Below are 17564 nucleotides of genomic sequence, written 5' to 3' on the forward strand. Positions count from 1 at the left end.
GGCCCCTTAGATGAGCAAAGCGCCGTACGTTCCGCCCCAGGTCTGGAAAAACGAAGCCCCGTCCGGTGGCCAGTTCGCCAGTATCAATCGGCCGATTGCCGGCCCCACCCATGACAAGACCCTGCCAGTCGGCAAGCATCCATTGCAGCTGTACTCACTGGCCACGCCCAACGGCGTCAAAGTGACGATTCTGCTGGAAGAGCTGCTGGCGCTGGGGCACCGCGCTGCCGAGTACGATGCCTGGCTGATCCGCATTGGCGAGGGCGATCAGTTCTCCAGCGGATTTGTCGAGATTAATCCGAATTCAAAAATCCCGGCGCTGCTGGACCGCAGCGTTGAACCGACGATTCGTGTGTTCGAATCGGGTTCGATCCTGCTGTATCTGGCCGAAAAGTTCGGTGCATTTCTGCCGAAAGACCCCGCTGGCCGTACTGAAACGCTGAACTGGTTGTTCTGGCAAATGGGCGCCGCGCCCTATCTGGGTGGCGGTTTCGGGCATTTCTATGCCTATGCGCCAGAGAAGATGGAATACCCGATCAACCGCTTCACCATGGAAGCCAAGCGCCAACTGGATGTGCTCGATCGGCGCCTGGCCGAAAGCGTCTACCTGGCCGGCGACAGCTACACCATTGCCGACATCGCGGTCTGGCCGTGGTACGGGCAACTGGTGCGCAACAATGTTTATTCCGCGGCCGAGTTTCTTGCGGCGCACGAATACACCCATGTGCAGCGCTGGGCAGAGGACATTTCCAAGCGGCCGGCGGTCATCCGTGGGCAGCGCGTCAATCGCACATGGGGCGATGAAGCGACTCAAGTGCCGGAGCGGCACCAGGCCGAAGATTTGAACTGACACCCCTGAATCACCCTCGTCAGCGAGCCGATCACACGCTTCTGTGATCGGCCCGCTGCGCCTCGAATGGCCCCTCGCTCGCCCCCCCCAAAAAACCAGGACCCTGCGCCAACCCGCGACGCAGAGCACCCAGTCAATTGTGAAAAAATCGTTAACTAACTGAGCCGTACGGCTTTCTACACACAGAATGATCTGACACACTAATGCGAATAGTTCCTACACGCACTCGCACTGGATTCGTTTTCGTATTATTTGGGGAAGCAGATTGATGTCGTTTCGCACCATTCACCGCCGTTCAAACCGTTCACCTAACCTGTTGGCACTCGCCATCTGCATGGCCAGCATCGCACCGGCACTGGCCGACGAGACAACGCCCGCCACGCCTGAAAAAACCGCGCCGGCCACACTGGAACTGGATGCGACGGAAATCGGCGCCACGCAGATGAGCAGCACCACCGAAGACACTCAGTCCTACACCACTGGCCCGATGCGGACGGCGACCAAGCTGTCGCTGACCATGCGCGAAACGCCTCAGGCGGTGACGGTGATCACCCGTCAGCGCATGGACGACCAGAACATGACCAGCATCAACGACGTGGTGAAGGGCACGCCGGGACTGTTCCTCAGTCAGGCCAGCGGCCCGGGTCGGCAGACGTACAGTTCACGCGGTTTCGACATCGACACCATCATGTACGACGGCTTGCCGAGTTCGTACTCACCCTTCGCGATGGCGGTGCAGCCCAATCTGGCGATGTTCGACCGCGTCGAAATCGTCCGTGGTGCGACCGGCCTGGTCACCGGTGCCGGTAACCCTTCGGCGGCGATTAACCTGGTGCGCAAACGCCCGACCGCTGATCAGCGCGTAACCCTCACCGGCGCGGCCGGCAGCTGGGATGACTACCGTGGCGAAATCGACGCCTCCAGCCCGCTGAATGAAAGCGGCACCTTGCGCGGTCGCGTGGTGAGTTCCTATCAGGGCGCCGACAGCTTCCGCGACAAGGAAGAAAACGACCATGGCCTGTTCTATGCCATCGGTGAAGCCGACCTGAGCGACAGCACCACCGCGACTCTCGGCTTCTCCCGGCAGAACGAACAGACCAACTATTTCTGGGGCGGCCTGCCGATCGGTATCAACGGCCACCACCTCGATCTGCCCCGCTCCACCTATCCCGGCACCGACTGGGAAAATCGCAAGCTGCAGATCGACACCGTGTTCGGTGAACTCGAGCATCGCTTCGACAACGACTGGAAGCTGCACGTCGCCGGTTCGTCCTCGACCCTCGACGGCGAGTTCTCCGGGACTTACCTGTCGCGTTACGCGGGCCCGCTGGAAACCACCGCTTATCAATCCCGTCACACCGACAAGCAACACTCGCTCGACGTGTTTGCCAGCGGCCCGTTCGAAGCGTTCGGTCGCAGCCACGAACTGGTCGTCGGCGCCAGCAACCGCGTATATGACGCGACCACCAAGGAGTACGACCCGTACACCACGGCCTGGCCGATTGGCGCCCCCAAGCCTGACTTCGTGCGTGACGGCAAAACCCGCACCGTCACCACTCAGGATGCCGTTTACCTGACCACGCGCCTGAGCCTGGCCGATCCACTGACGCTGATCCTCGGCGGCCGCCTCGACTGGTATGACTACGATGACCGCACGGCCGACGGCGATTACAAGGTCACCCGTAATCTCACCCGCTATGCCGGCCTGATCTACAAACTCGACGACCATCACTCGGTGTACGCCAGCTACACCGACATCTTCACCCCGCAAACCCAGAAGGACCTCGGCGGCAAGGTGCTCGAGCCGATCGTCGGCGAAAACTACGAGGTGGGCATCAAGGGCGAGTACTTCAACGGCGCCCTCAACGCCAGCCTGGCGGTGTTCCAGATGGACCAGACCGGTCGCGCCACCCAGGCCGACACTCAGTTCGGCTGCCCGGTACTGACCTGCTACGGGTCATCGGGCAAGGTGCGTAGCCAAGGCGTGGACATGGAACTGCAAGGCGCGCTGACCGACAACTGGCAGGTCGGCGCCGGCTACACCTATACTCGCGCGCATTACATCAAGGACGAGAACCCGGCCAACAACAATCAGCGTTTCGAAACCGACACGCCAGAGCATCTGTTCAAAGTGTCCACCGTGTACCGCTTCCAGGGCCCGCTGCAACACCTGCGCGTGGGGGGCAACGTCTACTGGCAGAGCCGCATGTACAACGATGTCGCCCTGGCCAATAACGGCAGCTACCGTCTCGAACAGGGTGGTTACGCGGTCACCGACCTGATGGCCGGGTACGAAGTCAACAAACACCTGGATCTGCAGGTTAATGCGAACAACATTTTCGACCGCGTCTACTATTCCGCCATCGGTTCCGATGTGACCTGGGGCTCCAACGACAACTACGGCAACCCACGCAGCTACATGCTGACAGCCAAATACAGGTTCTGAGTCGCTGACGTTCTAATCAGCAGCAAAAGCATGGGCGCCGGGGAAATCCACGGCGCCCTTGTGCTTTCTGGCAGCCGTGTTAGTCATCAGCTGCAATAACGGATAGTCTCTGAGCCAACTCACTACGAAGCATCGCGCCATGACCGACCCGGTATTTGCCCCCGACATCGAAGCCATCCGCAGCATTGAAGCGGTGCCGGTCATCCTGAGCATGGTCAAACACCTGACGGGCATGCGTTTCGCGGCGGTGGCGCGGGTCACGGACAGAAACTGGGTGGCCTGCGCGGTCGATGACTCCATCGACTTCGGCCTGAAACCGGGCGGAGAACTGGTGCTTGAATCGACCATTTGTCATGAAATCCGCCAACATCAGCAGCCGGTGATTTTCGGCCACGCCAGCGCGCACCCGATCTTTTCCCTGCACCACACGCCAAAAACCTACGGTCTGGAGAGTTACATCTCCATTCCCATCATCAAAGCCAACGGTCACTTCTTCGGCACGCTGTGCGCGATAGACTCCGTCCCGGCGAACCTCGACGAGCCGGCCATTGCCAAGACGCTGACCCTCTTCGCCCAACTGATCGCGATGAGCCTCGACACGCAGGCCCATCTTGAGGCGACCCAAGTCGAACTGAGCAACGCCAATGAACTCGGCCGTCTGCGCGAGCAGTTCATCGCCGTGCTCGGCCATGACCTGCGCACACCATTGAGCGCCATTCGCATGAGCGCCGACCTGCTGGAAAGCAAAACCGAAGAAAAACGTTCGCTGAATCTGATTTCGGCCATCCGCAACAGCTCGGTGCGCATGGGCGTATTGATCGAAAACATCCTCGACTTCGCGCGTGGACGCCTCGGCGGCGGGATTCCGGTGCAGCGCAAACTGGTCGATGACTTACAGCAGACCCTGCAATTGACGCTCGCTGAGGTCAAAGCCTCGCACCCGCAAGCGATTTTCATCGATGAACTGGACGTGCCGGCAGGCGTCTATTGCGATGCGTTGCGCATCAGTCAGCTGCTCTCGAACCTGCTCGGCAACGCCGTGACTCATGGTTCAAACGCCACGCCGATCGTCCTCAAGGCCTATTCGGAAAACGGCGAAATCGTGATCTCGCTGACCAACCAGGGCACGCCGATTCCCGCGCAGTTGATGCCACTGCTGTTCGAACCGTTTTCCCGCTCCGAAGCCGGGCAACGCTGTGAAGGCCTGGGCTTGGGCCTCTACATCGCCTCGCAGATTGCCGCGGCGCACAACGGCAGTTTGACCGTCAGCTCAAGCCTCGACGCCGGCACCTGCTTCGTGGCCAGATTCCCGGCGCAGTTCAAGTGGGTCTAAGCACCCTTCACGCTTACGCCGTCTGGCGGCGCATGGTCAAAATCGCAGCACCAAAACCAATGAACGTCGTGCCCACCACACGACTGACCCAACGCGACAGCGCCGGCCGGGTCAGCACGCCTTTGGCCCGCGAGGCCAGCGCGGCATAGACACTCAGCGACGACACCGACAGCGCCATGAAAATCGCCGTCAACATCAAAAACTGTGGCAGCAACGCCGCGCCCTGATCGATGAACTGCGGGAAGAGCGCCGTGAAAAACATCGTCGCCTTGGGATTAGTCACCGCCGTCAAAAAAGCCGACTTGTACAACTTCCCACGCGTCGGCCGCACCTTGCCCGCCTCACCCTCGATCCCCTGCGCCAGCATCGGCCCCTTCTTGAACAGCTGCTTCACGCCGAGATAAAACAGATAACCGGCACCGATCACCTTCACCGCGTTAAACAACATCTCGGAACTGGCCAACAACGCCCCCAACCCCAACATCGCCGCCGCCGACAGACAGAACAAACCACTGGCGTTGCCCAACGACGACCAGATCGTACTGCGCTGCCCATGCGCGAGACTGTTATTGATCGCCATCAGCGTCGCCGGCCCCGGGCTGGCGATGGCAATTGCGGCGACCAGAGTGAAGGTCAATATCGAGTGAGAATCCATTTTCGCTGCTCGCAAGATTGAAGATGCCGCATCTTACAACAACCGACTGCATAGCCCAGATCAAAAGCCCCTCACCCTAGCCCTCTCCCGGAGGGAGAGGGAATTGACTGAGCTGATTGCGAGAAATACACCGACATGGGATACCGAGCCGCACTCAAATTCGGAAGCAAATCAAAAGCCGCACCCCCCCCGTTTCTCACCACTCAACAGGATGAGCGTTAGCTCGACTGCAGCGCTTGATCTTGCCGTGCTGGCCCCTTCGGCAGGCTGAGTGGAGGGATTTATCCGGGGGTGGGAGCGCAGCGACCGTTTGGCGCAGCCAAATGCATCGAGAGGAGGTGCAGCGAAGCAAATCGTAGGCGATGCCCCCGGATAGATCCCGTAACGAAGGCACCCGAGCCACGGCGAGGGCCGAACGCCGGGGCCCAGACCTTTGGTTCCTTTGGGGCGTTTGCCAAAGGGACTCGCTGTAAGAGCGAAACCGCCAGCCACCCCCCCCAAAAAAAACGGATATTCACCCAAAACCCCAAGAACATGGTCGGCCCAAAGGCCGCCAAGCCCAAACAAAAAAAAAGCCCCGCAACCCTATGAAGGCGCGAGGCAAAAAATTGGTTGGTTGCGGCCAACCAAAGGAGCTCAGTCAAATACGTACAAAAGCCAAAATCAGATGCAATCCTGCGCCGCCCGCTCAAAACTCGAAGGCAAAAGATTCGAAGCCAACAAATGCCGCTCGTAGATAAACACCTTGCCGCCATTCCCGGCTTTATAAGCCTCGAGCACGTTGTCAGCCGAAACCTTGCTCGGCACCACAATCCGATAACTGCGCTGAGTCTGTGAAACCGTCGGGTTCAGCGCACTGCCCTGCAACTTCGGCACAACACAGTCGGCGTACTGCGCAGGCGTCTTGCTGGTCTGCAACGTCAGGCTCGGATTGTTCGGCGCCGAAGCGCAACCAGCGAGCAGCAAAGAGGCAACGGCCAGAGCAGGCACAAAGAAAAGACGCATCGGTGTCATCCTGAAAATAAAGGTTCGGTTCAACCGGCAACGGTTCAGCCTCACGGAGCCGCCGTCGCCATTTATGTTTTAAGTGATCAGCTCGACGCCACCAGCGCCTTGAGCGACACATCGAATTGCTTCAACGCGTGAAGTTGCAGATCACGCTGCTTGTCGATCTGCGCAGCGATGACCGGTGCTGCCTGGTTATGCACCCACGCCGAAGGCAACTGTTTCTCGACCGCGCCTTCAGCCTTGCCGATGTATTGCAGGTCAGCGTCGTAGAAGCGTGCGGTAAAACGCGCTTCGACCAGACTGTTTTGCTGTGTCAGCAGGCGATTGAAGGTGTCGAGCTTCACCACCACGTCCGGATGCGCCTGCACCAGCGCATCAAGGTTGTCGTACACGGTCACCGACAAGAACTGTTGTTGCAGCGAACTCACCAGCCAGTCGATGGCCAGTTCCGGATCGGAACTGCTGACAAAGGCCTCACGAATTCGCGAGTCGAGCGCATCTTTCGCGCCGTTGACCGCCATGTCGTGGTAACGCTCAAGGTATTGCAGGTTGTCCAGGGTGTTCTCGCTGAGTAGCACACCCACGGATTGCGAATGCTGCAACGTGGCGCTGCTGCTCGTGATGGTCTGGAAGTGACACGACCCGGCGGCGGCTGCGTAAGTCGGAGCTGTGAACAGCGCGCCACCTGTCAGCAGGGCGACCAAAGCCAGTCGGGTCATAATCTTCATCGCGCAGATTCCTTGAGCGGCGTGTTCGATGGAGGCGATTTTCCGCCGATTGCCGACAAAGCAGAACTTGCGTTTCTTGATGGTCACTATTACTTCTAGCAATAGTTGCGCGACGTGCAGACTGATACACACTCAACCACAACTAGAAAAACATGAAATGAGGAGTTCGCCTTGAGAACGTTTGACCTGATTCGTGACGCCGTTCTGCCCGATTTCCGCGAGCGTGTGGCCGAGTATCTGGTTCAGTACGAGAGCGTATTGCTGGACAAAGGCATCACCGACCCGCAGCTCATCACCGACACTGCCAACCAGTTGCGCGGTTACCTGCGCGGGCTCAACACCACTCGTGTCTTGGGAATGGCTTATTGGGAAGAGCTGGATCGTCGAGTCGTCGACACTTGGCTCACGCCCGAGCAGTGACCGATCGACAGGGTGATCAGGGCGGCGGCCAGCAACCGCGCCCTTCCCGCTGCCAATGGTCTGCGCGGCAACACGACCTCTGCGAAAAAACCGCCCGAACGCTTACAATCGCCGGTCTAACCGCCAATCAGACAGGCTCATCAAGAAATGCCGCTCGACCCACCTACGATGTTGACCCTTTCCATCGCTCTCGCAGCCGCTGCCGCGCTGTATCTGGCGATCGAATGGCGCAGCATTCGTGAGCCTTCGCTACTGTTCTGGAGCGCCGGTTTCGCCACCATCACCGTCGGTTCCACCCTGGCCCTGCTGCGCAGCAGCGGCTTTTTGCTGATCGGCATCTGGTTCGCCAACGGCTTGCTGGTGACCGCGCACTTCCTGTTCCTGCTCGGCGTGGCGCGTTTCACCCAGATACGGCTGTCGCCGGCCTGGTATCTGATCTTCATCACCTGGCTGGTCATGCTGTTGTTGCCGGACGGGCCGCTGTGGTCGAAGGTGATGCTGGCGGCCAACTCGCTGCTGGTGGCGCTGTCGACCCTCAAGGCCAGCTCACTGCTGCGCCCCCACGGCAAGTCGCTGAGCGTGGGCGCAGTGCAGTTGCGCTATGTGCTGCTCGGTCATGGGCTTTTCTACGTGGCCAAAGCCCTGACCGTGATGATCCCCGGCACGCTGATCGATCTGGCAGCGTTTCGTGGCGAGATCATCCAGATTTCCCTGGTCGAAGGTGCGATGGCGATCATGTTGATCGCCCTGTCGATGACCGGCACCGAACGCTATCGCCGGGAAAAACAGATCGCCCGCCTCGCCGAGCGTGATCCGCTGACCGCCCTGTACAACCGCCGCGCCCTCGAAAAGCGCGCACCGCGCCTGCTCGAACACGTATCGCCCGAGCATCCCGGCGCCTTGCTGCTGATCGACATCGACAACTTCAAACTGGTCAACGACCAGTACGGCCACACCGCTGGCGACCGTTTGCTGATCGCGTTGAGCGAGATGATCCGCTCGGTGCTGCCGCGCAATGCGCTGACGGCGCGCCTGGGCGGTGACGAATTTGTCATTCTGCTCAACAGCACATCAGGCGAGCGTGTCATGGAACTGGGCAACGCCTTGCGCGAGCAGTTTTTGAGCATGACCTCCCAGACATTCCCCACCACCGCTGCCGTGACCCTGAGCATCGGCGCCAACCTGTTCGACAACCCGCCCGCCCACCTGACGGCACTGATCGAACAAGGCGACGCGGCACTCTATGAATCGAAACGCGGCGGGCGCAATCGCCTGCGCCTGACCGGTCTCACCACGCCAGGATAATAAAAACCATGTCCAGCCTCGATACTCCTCTGCAAGACCTCGCCGCCCCCGAAGGCGTTTGCTACGGCTGCGGCGGCTGCAACCCGCACGGCCTGCACGTCAAAAGCCACTGGCATGAAGACGGCGTGCACGTCATTGCCGAACACCTGCCGGAGGCCAAGTACTGCGGCTGGCCGGATCTGGTCTACGGCGGCCTGATCGCCATGCTGGTCGACTGCCATTCCAACTGGACAGCGATGGCGTATCACTACCGCGCAGAAAACCGCGAACCCGGCAGCCTGCCGCGCATCGACTGCGTCACCGGCAACCTTGGTATCAAATTCATTAAACCGACGCCGATGGGCGTGACGCTGACTCTGCGCGCGAAAGTCGAGGGTGACGTCGGGCGCAAGACCCGGGTGATCTGTGAGGTGTTTGCCGGGGATGTGCTGACGGCAGTGGGCGACTCGGTGTTTGTGCGGGTCGACACCGGGCAATTGGCCGACGCGGCGCACGGGCGATAAACCTGGCGAGCCTGCCCGGCTTGTCGGACCGTTTACCGGCAGGCCTTGGCGAATATTCAACGCTCGCGCTTAGCGAGCGTCATCTCAATCACGAAGGCAGCCTCGGACTTCAACTGACCACAGCACCTTTGGGGCCGCTGGCAATCAGTCACCCAAGCGAATCGCGTCTTTCACAGCATCACGCCTTTGCCGTTCAATCAGACCCGGCGGTCTGACTTCTCCCCTCAGCCTTCAACCTCCCACGACAATCCCGGATCCGCTGTGCCGTTCTCGAAAAAATACAGCAACGCTTTCCGGGCATGCTCTTTGTCGACAACCTGGTTTTTCGGGTAGCTCCCGGACTGCCCACCGACGACGACATCTACCGTCTCATCGTTTGATGCATCAGGATTGGTCAGTGTGTAAAGCTTCTCGTCGACGTTTACCGCGATAAACACAACATAGCGATGGTCGTTACCCCCGCCCACGCTCATGTAGTTTTCGTCATCGAGCAAAAACAGGGTGGAACTGAACGCCTTTCCATCCAGTCGATCCAGAGTTGCGAGTACCTTTGCGCGGTCGGGACTCAAGTGCTCCCGCTCCTTGAAACCCGCGCCGTTTGCTTCGTCTTCTATGATTTTTTCCAGCTTCATGATCACTACTTCGTTGGTGTGTAAGTTCGGCTGCCACTGGGTGAATGCACGGTGATATTACATCCCAGATTTCGAGCCAGTGAACGAATGCCCCCTGCGCCCGGCAACCCGCAAGCCTTGCACGGATCGCGGTCGACCCACATTTCGGCACTTTCGGCTTTGCCTGCCATGCCCGCGTTCACGGCATGTTGCACCGCTTCAGCCTCCGCGTGGGTTTTGGTTTGCGCATTTACGCGGTCGAGGGTAATCGCCGTCTTGGGATTCTGGTCACCTGAGTTTATACCCTCGAAACTCTGACCATTGACCCTCAGTAAAGACAATGTCGATGTGTCATTGGCAGAACCTGCGACAGGCAGACCCAACGCCTTCCTGCGGTCGGCCAACTGCTGCCGTGGGTCACAGGTTTCCAGGCCCAGCGGATCGATCCAGCCCGTCGGGTTTGGTGCATAGGCATAAAGATTCAAGCCACCGGCATAGCTGATCGGGTCTTTGCTGATGAAACGACCGACCTGCGGATCGTAGTACCTGTAGCGGTTGTAATGCAGGCCCGTCTCATGGTCATGGTACTGCCCCTGGAAACGCAGTGGATTTGTCAGCCCTTGTTGCCTGGCCCAATCTGAACGCTGTTCCTGTGCTTGCCCCCACGTCTTGTATTGCGCACTCCAGACGATTTCGCCGCGCTGGTCGGTCAGTTCCTGTGGCGTGCCCAAGTGATCGCACTGATACCAGCTCAACTCATCGATCGGTTGGGCCTTGGGTGCGTGGCTCCACAACGGATCATCGTCCAGTCGATATTCGTCGCTGTAGTCGGGCTGCTCCGACAGTTTGATTGCCTGATGCCGCAGTGCCTGAGCGACAGGCACAAAGGTGCCAGGCTCATACACGTAATGCACGGTACGACCATAATCACCGTCCACCTCTGCCAGGCTACTTTCCCAGGCTAAAGCGTCGCCGTCCCAACCATACAACGTGAAGCCGCAACCCGACTCCCGCTGCTTGCGCGCATATTCGTGATGGTTCCACTGAGAGCCGGCTTCAGGGTGCTGTTTAAAGTGCGCACGGGAATGTTTGGACACTCTGCGGCCCAGCGCATCGTAGGCGTAATCGACCTCCAGACGGGCGTCGTCAAAATGCACCAGACGATCGAACAGATCCCAGCGCAGGCGGCTGTAGCTACCGTTATGCCAACGCTGGATCAGGTTGCCCCGCTCGTCATACTCATAATGAGTGCCGGCGTACTCGCGCAGCAGGTTATCCAGAAGCTTGCTGCGGGTCGGGTCCTGATCCAGCGGACGCCGGGGTTGCCGGGCCGTATCGTCGAGCAGATTGGCGGCCGGATCAAAAGCAAAGGTTTCCACACCCAGGCGACTGCTCGCCTGAAGCAGACGCCCGAGCGGATCGTATTGATAAGCCAACGTCCCGCGGCGGGTGTCGTCGATACCGCGCAACTGACCTGCCGCATCGTACTGATACTCGCGTTTGAGCACCGTGCGCTTATCGTCGGTGCGCCCCAGTAGTTGCTCCTGCAAACGTCCGGCGGGGTCCCACTGCTGGGTTTGCAGCAGATGATTGCCCTGATGCCGCGAAACTTCGCGATGCAGGTCGTCGCGCTCGTAACCGACAAGGTCATGTTCGTCGAGGCGCATGCCCAACAGATGACCGCTGCCGTAAGTCAGCCAACTGACCCGATGACCATCCGGACGCAGCGTGGCCACTCGCTGATTGAGTGCATCGTACTCATGTCGCCAAATCGCAACCGTGGGACTTTCCAATCCCGGAAAATGCTGATGTTCGCGCAACAGATTGCCAGCCGGGTCATGGAACCACTGCAAGCGGCTCTGATCGTTACTGGCCAGCACCAGATTGCCGTTTCCATCGTAGGCGAAGATTTCCGCTTGCGACTCGCTGCCAAGCCTCGCCGAACGGCTGATCATCCGGTTCATCGGGTCGAACTGGAATTCGGTGACGCGCTCACCGTCGCGAATGGAGGCTAATCGCCCGGTCTCGGCGTCATAGCGATAGTGTTTGCTGCGCCCATCGAAGCCGGTTTCATGGAGCAAGCGGCCCACCGGATCGTACTCGAACTGCACGCGCTGCTGGTTCTCGTTTTCCAGGGCGGTCAGCCGCCCCAGTCGGTCCCAGCGATAGCGCAACGTCTGCTCCGTGGCATCCACTCGCTCAGCCACCAGCCCCGCAGCGGTGTAACGCCAGGAGGTGCAGCGATCCAGCCCATCGATATGGGCCAGCAAGCGACCTTCAGCATCGTAAGTGAAACGTTCTTCGGTTTTATCCGGATGCCTGATCAGCACCCGCTGGCCGGCACGGTATTCGTACTCGGTGCTTTGCCCGGCCGCGTCGGTGAAGCAAATCAACTGCCCAAGACTGTTGTACTCCCAGGCACTGGCCTTGCCGGAGCAGTCGGTATATTTCGTCAGTTGACCGGCATCGTTGTATTCAAGCTTCTTCTCGGCGCCGTTGGCGTCCTTGATCGCCTTGAGCAGGCCTGCCGAGGTATAGGCGTATTCGGTCTGGTTACCCAATGGGTCAATGGCTTTTTCCAGATTGCCGTGAGCATCATAGTCACGCAGCCAGAGCCCGCCTTCGGCGTCGCTGATCTTGATCAACTGATCCTGATCGTCATACGCGAAATGCAACACGGTGTCGTCGGCTCGAATATGCTCAAGCACATTGCCACGTTCGTCATAGCTGAAGCGATCGATGCTGGCGTCGGTGTGCACATGGCGCACGACGTTTTTTGCCTCATCGCGAAACAGCCATTCCGAGCGTTCATCCGGGTGGCGAATGCGATAGGTGTAGCCAAGGATGTCGTAGTAGTGCCAGGTCTCGTTGCCGTGGGCATCGGTGACATAAGTCAGGCGAATGTTTTCGTCCCACTCCAGCCGGGTATCGAAACTGCCGTCATCCGCCCATTCGCGGACGGCTTTGGCATCGGCGCCTTGACCTTGCCATTGCAGGTTCATACCGCGCCCGGTGCGATCGGTGTAGCGCGTGACCAGATGGTGCTGATACTGATAATGCCAGGCTGCGCCGTTTTCATCCTGAGCCTGGATCAGATCACCGTTGGCGTCGTAGCGATAGGCACACAACTGACGCTTGGCTGCACCGTCGCGAACTTCCCAGAGACCGATGAGGCGCCCTTGAGCGTCGAGCAGGGTACCGAGCTGCAAGTGGACGTTGCTGATATCGCCTTCGTAGGTAATCAGATCCGACAACACCGCCTCGTCGTCATGACGGTGTTCGTAATGAAGCATGACCCCTGCACCGCTGCGCAGGACGATACCACTCAGCACGTAACGCTGACCGCGGCGCACGTAGGTTTCCTTGCGCTCGACACCGCTGCACAGCACCAGCCGGTTTTCGTCAACTCGCACCAGCGTCAGGCTTTCAATCGGGTCGTAGTGGGCCTCACCGACTTTGGGCAGTGGGTAGTTGTGGCTACGTCCATCCGCCGCGTGAAACACCAGGCCGTCATCGACGCGATCAAAACGGGTGGTGAATTCGGTAATCCAGCGAGCGCCCATGACCCCTTTGTCATAGGCCTCCAGACGCGAATAATACGTGCGCGTCCAGTTGATCGGAAACGGGCCCGGCAGACTGAAATCAGTGTGACGGAAGGTCTCCGAGCCCATCGAGAAACTGATGCTGTGCGCGGTGATGGGACACACCACGTTTTTTCTGCAGTTTGGATCGGCTTTCGCACCGGCTTGCTTCGATTGCATCTCCAGCTGACCTTCCCCGGCCTTGCGCTTGGCCTGGGTGGTGGTGCCTGGTTTGACGTTCGCGCTCTGACCATGCGCCTTGCGCTTGCGCCAAGTGACCACGGCACCACCGAGCATCTGCAACAGCCAGCCGATGGAGTGTTGAACGCCCGGATCGCTGAGCTTCTTCAGTTGTGTTCGCAGCTCTGCGCCCAAAGTCCGCAGCATGGATGTATTGCTGAGCACCAATGCCTTGGCTTTTTCCGGCAGCAGGTTTTTCGCTGCGCTGTTGGCCACGCCTTTGCCGGCGGCCTTGTAGGTACTGAACGCAGCACCGAAGATATTGCCGATGGCCGCTTTGGGGTCATGCAGTAACTGGCTGCGCGCCGCCGTGATCTTTGAACCCGCAGCGTTGAGGTCGCCCTTGGCATCGAGTTTGCCATTGACGACGGTTTCCAGCCCCTTGGCAATCTCGTTCACCGCGCTCTGGCCCAGTTTGCCGGCGTCGTCGAGAATGCCAGCCAGTTTGGGTTGCGCCTGTTTTACGAAGTCATCGATTGTGCCGACAATGGTCGCGTTCAAATGCCCGATCAACACTTCGATCAGAGAATCCCCCAGTAGCATCTTCGCGCTGTTACGCAGCTCCTGGCGCACCAGGCCCAATGTCGGACGCAGCGTCATGCGTGCCGACGCCATGGTTGGAGGGGCCGGCAGTACGCCAATCAGGTTGATCCCCAGGCTGACCCAGTCCAGCACTTGGCGCTGCTTGCTTTTGGCCAGGGTCACGATGTCGCCAAGGGCGTCGACCAGCGCCATGATGTTACCCACCACCGGCAAGGCGCCGGCAACGTTCTTCACACGATCGAGCGTGACAATCCCGCCACTGATCGACTGCAGCCAGGCATCGAATTTGGCGGCACCGCGGCCGACATCTTGAATATCGATGGTGTTGAGCGGAACGACAGCTACCTGGGGTTCACGTTTTTTATCGGGCGCGGGAGTCGTCATGACATGAACTCATCTGGCAGCAAGCTTGGGACCGGATTAAGGCCGGGCGTTTGAATCGAGTTTTTGGGCAACGAAACAGCAGGCAAACTCGGCAGCTTGCCGTTCTTGCTGGCAGCGCCGAGGATGTTCGATGCACTCGGCATGGCGGCGCTGGCCAGCTTCGGCAACCCGGCCACCCCGCCCTGCACCACGCCTTTCACTTGCTGCGCCGTTTGCATCGCGCCTTGCGCCGTCTGCATTGCACTCATCCCTGTTTGCGCCATGTCCTTGCCCTTCTCCAACATCTCCCAACTCTTGCTCGGCAAGACCTGCGCGACCATCGCCTGCACTTGGCTCGGCACGTCTTCGGCACCCGGCGGATTCAACGGCCATTCCGGCTTGCCGATGTAACTGCCATCGCTCCAGGTGTCCGCCGGATCCTTGCCGAACAGCACCCGCGCAGGCCCCGGTGCGGCGCCGGCGACACTGGCGAAACCCTTGCCGTCGAGCTTGCCCTTGATGCTTTTGCCCAAGGCATCGATGACTTCGTAATCGCCCTCTTTGATGCCCTGACGCCCGGCGTACTGGTTGAACAATTCCAGATTGCCCTTGCCCGGTTTCGGTGGTTCCGGGAACACTCCGGCGAGACTTTTCGCGCCGGTGTAGGCGAAGTTCGCCGCGTGGGCGGTGTACGGGCCGCTGGTGGCGTGGGTGATGCCGCCGGCGTTGTAGGTGGTGGCGCTGCCGCCGCCCTGGATCACCAGTTCGGTTTTCGCGGTGATGGTGATGCGGTCGGCGTTGGCGGTGATGTTGAGTTTGGCCAGCAGGTTGATGCTGTCCTTCAGGGCCCGCACGTCGATATCACCGGAGGCCGCGACCAGCCGCCAACCCATGCTTTGCACGAACAGACGCATGCCCCGACTGGCACTGGCCAGCAGGCGTTTGCCGATCGACAGGCTGGTGTGGCCGGTGCTGCTCAGCGCCAGGTGTTCGCCGGTGGCGATGTGGCTGGAGCGCGGCGTGGTCAGGGCAATGCCGGCCGGGCTGGCGAGGACCAGATGCGGCTCGGTGAACTCGGGGAATTCGTTGGCGGTGAGGTTCGCCGGTCCGCTGCCGAGTACGCCTTGATGCTGGGCGTGCAGCGCTTTGGCGACGTCGTCCTGATCACCGGCCTCTTGGGCTTGAAGCTCTTTAGCTTGCACGGCGAATCCGTCCTGCTGATCGCTGGCCGTGGCGAGGCGTTCAGCGGTTTCCGGCAGATCCTTGTGATGCTTGGATTCGTTTGGACGCGGCTCAGTGGTGATCAGCAGACCGGCCGCCGCACGCACCGCACCGTGGCGGTCGGTTCTTAATTCAAAACCTTCACCGCGCGGCTGGCCACCGCTCGGGCGCGGATGAGTCAGATAACCAAGGTTGATCGCACTCGCGCCGTGGTCGCTGCGCAGCGCGATGCTGATCTCACTGGTGGTGTCGTCGATGCGTAATTCGTTGGCGCGACTGCCCTTGTATTCCTTGCTCTTGACCGTCGCCAGCGTCTTGAAATCCGGCAGCTTGTACGGCGGCAGATTCGCGCCGTGGTACAGGCAGCCGGTGATCAGCGGCTGATCGGGATCGCCCTCAAGGAAAGTGATCAACACCTCCATGCCGACCCGTGGGATGTTGATCGAGCCAAAGGTCTCGGCCGCCCAGCTCGACGCGACGCGCATCCAGCAACTGGTCATGTCGTCGTGCTTGCCTTCGCGGTCCCAGAAGAACTGCACCTTCACCTGGCCGTACTGGTCGCAATAAATCTCTTCGCCTTCAGGGCCGCAAACCACCGCGCTTTGTGTGCCGAGGACTTTTGGTTTCGGGTGATCGAGCGGCGGACGATACGGCACGTCCCACGGAATCGCGCTGAAGCGGTTGCGGTAGCCCTGGTGGAAATCGTCTTTGTTGTCGGTGGTGTCGCTGGTCACCGACTCTTCGAGCACTTGCGGCTGCTTGCCTTCGTGGAAGATTTCGGTGAGCAGCCACAGGTCATTCCACGTCGGGTTGGCGTGGTCGGTCAGGGCGAGGAAATGCCCGCTGACCAGGATCGGCTGATCGCTGTTGCCCTCGGCCAGACGGTAGTCGCTGCGATGGCGTTCCAGCGCGCGATTGGCCAAGTGTTTACCGCGCTCGCGATCGACGAAACGGCCCGGGTAATCGTAGTCTTCGAGGTCCGGTTGCGCGCTGCTTTTGGCATCGCTTTCCAGCTCGATTTTCGGTTTGACGAAGTCGTAATCACGGCGCGTGGTGCGGCTGGTGCGGGTGGCCACGCGCAGGCCAAAACGCTTGACCACCGGTTTGTCGGCGACCAGTCCGGAATCCTGCTGATAGGCCACTGGCGCCAGTTTCGGGAACACCGTCTGGTCATCACCAAAGGTCAGCTTGTGGCCGCTGGACGTGTGCTGGAAGTGGTAGTGAATGCCCTCTTCTTCACACAGGCGCTGGATGAAGTCCAGGTCCGACTCGTCGTACTGCACGCAGTAAATGCGTTCGGGATAAATCGCGCTGAGCTGGAAGTGGTAATCGCTGGCGAGGATGCCGTGTTCTTCCAATACCTTGCTGATGATCTGCTGCACGGTCATCTGCTGGAAGATGCGCTGATTGACCCGGTGCGCGAGGTACGCCAGTTGCGGGCGCAGGGAGATCTTGTAGCGGGTCAGGCGCTTGCCCGCCTCGCCCTGGGCGATGCTGTAAACCAGACCGTGGATCCCCGTCCCAGTTGGCGACAGCTGCAGAAACGCCAGTTTGTGCAGCACGCTTTCGAGGTTGATCGAGGCCTTTTCGCTGACCAGTTCCAGCTCGAATTCGAACGGCGTGTTGAGGGCCTCGCGACCGGTGAAGGACAGCACCTGGAAGTCGCTATCGCCGCCATCGACGGTCAGATTGAAATGAGGCTGGTTGGCCGGTGAGAACATTCCCTTGTCCCTCGCGCAGTGCTGCAACGCGCATCA

12 protein-coding genes are annotated in these 17564 nt (G+C 59.9%); 6 read left to right on the top strand and 6 right to left on the bottom strand.

Annotated elements, in window-relative coordinates; genetic code table 11:
- The first annotated feature begins 10 nt into the window (after positions 1-10).
- The 3 genes from yghU (at position 11) to ACZ0A4_RS10475 (ending at position 4629) form a co-directional block, all read left to right on the top strand.
- Complete coding sequence (yghU, locus tag ACZ0A4_RS10465) at positions 11-850, top strand: glutathione-dependent disulfide-bond oxidoreductase (RefSeq protein WP_463574492.1); 840 nt, start codon at positions 11-13, stop codon at positions 848-850.
- Between the two features lie 268 nt (positions 851-1118).
- Positions 1119-3296 (top strand): TonB-dependent siderophore receptor, encoded by a 2178-nt coding sequence (locus ACZ0A4_RS10470; RefSeq protein ID WP_463574493.1) that lies wholly within the window; start codon positions 1119-1121, stop codon positions 3294-3296.
- Positions 3297-3435: 139 nt separating this feature from the next.
- Positions 3436-4629 carry a GAF domain-containing sensor histidine kinase gene (locus tag ACZ0A4_RS10475; protein ID WP_463574494.1) on the top strand — a complete coding sequence of 398 codons (1194 nt, stop codon included), beginning with the start codon at positions 3436-3438 and terminating at the stop codon, positions 4627-4629.
- Between the two features lie 13 nt (positions 4630-4642).
- Here ACZ0A4_RS10475 and ACZ0A4_RS10480 read toward each other — a convergent pair whose 3' ends face one another.
- From ACZ0A4_RS10480 to ACZ0A4_RS10490, 3 genes are all read right to left on the bottom strand, one after another.
- A complete protein-coding gene (locus ACZ0A4_RS10480; protein ID WP_064118354.1) occupies positions 4643-5284 on the bottom strand; it encodes a LysE family translocator in 642 nt (213 codons plus the stop codon).
- 663 nt (positions 5285-5947) lie between these two features.
- Positions 5948-6289, bottom strand: a complete 342-nt coding sequence (locus ACZ0A4_RS10485) for a hypothetical protein (RefSeq protein ID WP_456021618.1) — start codon at positions 6287-6289, stop codon at positions 5948-5950.
- An 86-nt stretch (positions 6290-6375) separates the two neighbouring features.
- Entirely contained in the window at positions 6376-7020 is a 645-nt protein-coding gene (locus ACZ0A4_RS10490) for an ATPase (protein WP_463574496.1), read from the bottom strand.
- A gap of 171 nt (positions 7021-7191) precedes the next feature.
- On the opposite strand from ACZ0A4_RS10490, the gene ACZ0A4_RS10495 reads away from it, so the two are divergent.
- The 3 genes from ACZ0A4_RS10495 to ACZ0A4_RS10505 all read left to right on the top strand — a co-directional run bounded on the left by ACZ0A4_RS10495 (position 7192) and on the right by ACZ0A4_RS10505 (position 9248).
- Positions 7192-7440 carry a hypothetical protein gene (locus ACZ0A4_RS10495; protein ID WP_463574497.1) on the top strand — a complete coding sequence of 83 codons (249 nt, stop codon included), beginning with the start codon at positions 7192-7194 and terminating at the stop codon, positions 7438-7440.
- Positions 7441-7587: 147 nt separating this feature from the next.
- Positions 7588-8745: a GGDEF domain-containing protein gene (locus ACZ0A4_RS10500; protein ID WP_463574498.1), complete on the top strand. Its 1158-nt coding sequence runs from the start codon at positions 7588-7590 to the stop codon at positions 8743-8745.
- Between the two features lie 8 nt (positions 8746-8753).
- Positions 8754-9248 (top strand): PaaI family thioesterase, encoded by a 495-nt coding sequence (locus tag ACZ0A4_RS10505; protein ID WP_463574499.1) that lies wholly within the window; start codon positions 8754-8756, stop codon positions 9246-9248.
- 224 nt (positions 9249-9472) lie between these two features.
- Here ACZ0A4_RS10505 and ACZ0A4_RS10510 read toward each other — a convergent pair whose 3' ends face one another.
- From ACZ0A4_RS10510 to ACZ0A4_RS10520, 3 genes are read right to left on the bottom strand one after another with little or no spacing between them, the layout of a single operon-like run.
- Positions 9473-9880, bottom strand: coding sequence for an Imm1 family immunity protein (locus ACZ0A4_RS10510; protein WP_463574501.1), 408 nt, complete (start codon positions 9878-9880; stop codon positions 9473-9475).
- Positions 9881-9885: 5 nt separating this feature from the next.
- Positions 9886-14607, bottom strand: coding sequence for an RHS repeat-associated core domain-containing protein (locus tag ACZ0A4_RS10515; protein ID WP_463574502.1), 4722 nt, complete (start codon positions 14605-14607; stop codon positions 9886-9888).
- Positions 14604-17528 carry a type VI secretion system Vgr family protein gene (locus ACZ0A4_RS10520; RefSeq protein WP_463574504.1) on the bottom strand — a complete coding sequence of 975 codons (2925 nt, stop codon included), beginning with the start codon at positions 17526-17528 and terminating at the stop codon, positions 14604-14606. Before ACZ0A4_RS10520 ends, ACZ0A4_RS10515 begins: the two co-directional genes overlap by 4 nt.
- Between the last annotated feature and the right edge of the window lie 36 nt (positions 17529-17564).

The sequence above is a fragment of the Pseudomonas sp. AC172 genome (assembly GCF_979258595.1).

Coding starts and splice junctions, on each gene's coding strand:
- yghU (WP_463574492.1), top strand. CDS start 11: ATGAGCAAAGCGCCGTACGTTCCGCCCCAGGTCTGGAAAAACGAAGCC.
- ACZ0A4_RS10470 (WP_463574493.1), top strand. CDS start 1,119: ATGTCGTTTCGCACCATTCACCGCCGTTCAAACCGTTCACCTAACCTG.
- ACZ0A4_RS10475 (WP_463574494.1), top strand. CDS start 3,436: ATGACCGACCCGGTATTTGCCCCCGACATCGAAGCCATCCGCAGCATT.
- ACZ0A4_RS10480 (WP_064118354.1), bottom strand. CDS start 5,284: ATGGATTCTCACTCGATATTGACCTTCACTCTGGTCGCCGCAATTGCC.
- ACZ0A4_RS10485 (WP_456021618.1), bottom strand. CDS start 6,289: ATGCGTCTTTTCTTTGTGCCTGCTCTGGCCGTTGCCTCTTTGCTGCTC.
- ACZ0A4_RS10490 (WP_463574496.1), bottom strand. CDS start 7,020: ATGAAGATTATGACCCGACTGGCTTTGGTCGCCCTGCTGACAGGTGGC.
- ACZ0A4_RS10500 (WP_463574498.1), top strand. CDS start 7,588: ATGCCGCTCGACCCACCTACGATGTTGACCCTTTCCATCGCTCTCGCA.
- ACZ0A4_RS10505 (WP_463574499.1), top strand. CDS start 8,754: ATGTCCAGCCTCGATACTCCTCTGCAAGACCTCGCCGCCCCCGAAGGC.
- ACZ0A4_RS10510 (WP_463574501.1), bottom strand. CDS start 9,880: ATGAAGCTGGAAAAAATCATAGAAGACGAAGCAAACGGCGCGGGTTTC.
- ACZ0A4_RS10515 (WP_463574502.1), bottom strand. CDS start 14,607: ATGACGACTCCCGCGCCCGATAAAAAACGTGAACCCCAGGTAGCTGTC.
- ACZ0A4_RS10520 (WP_463574504.1), bottom strand. CDS start 17,528: ATGTTCTCACCGGCCAACCAGCCTCATTTCAATCTGACCGTCGATGGC.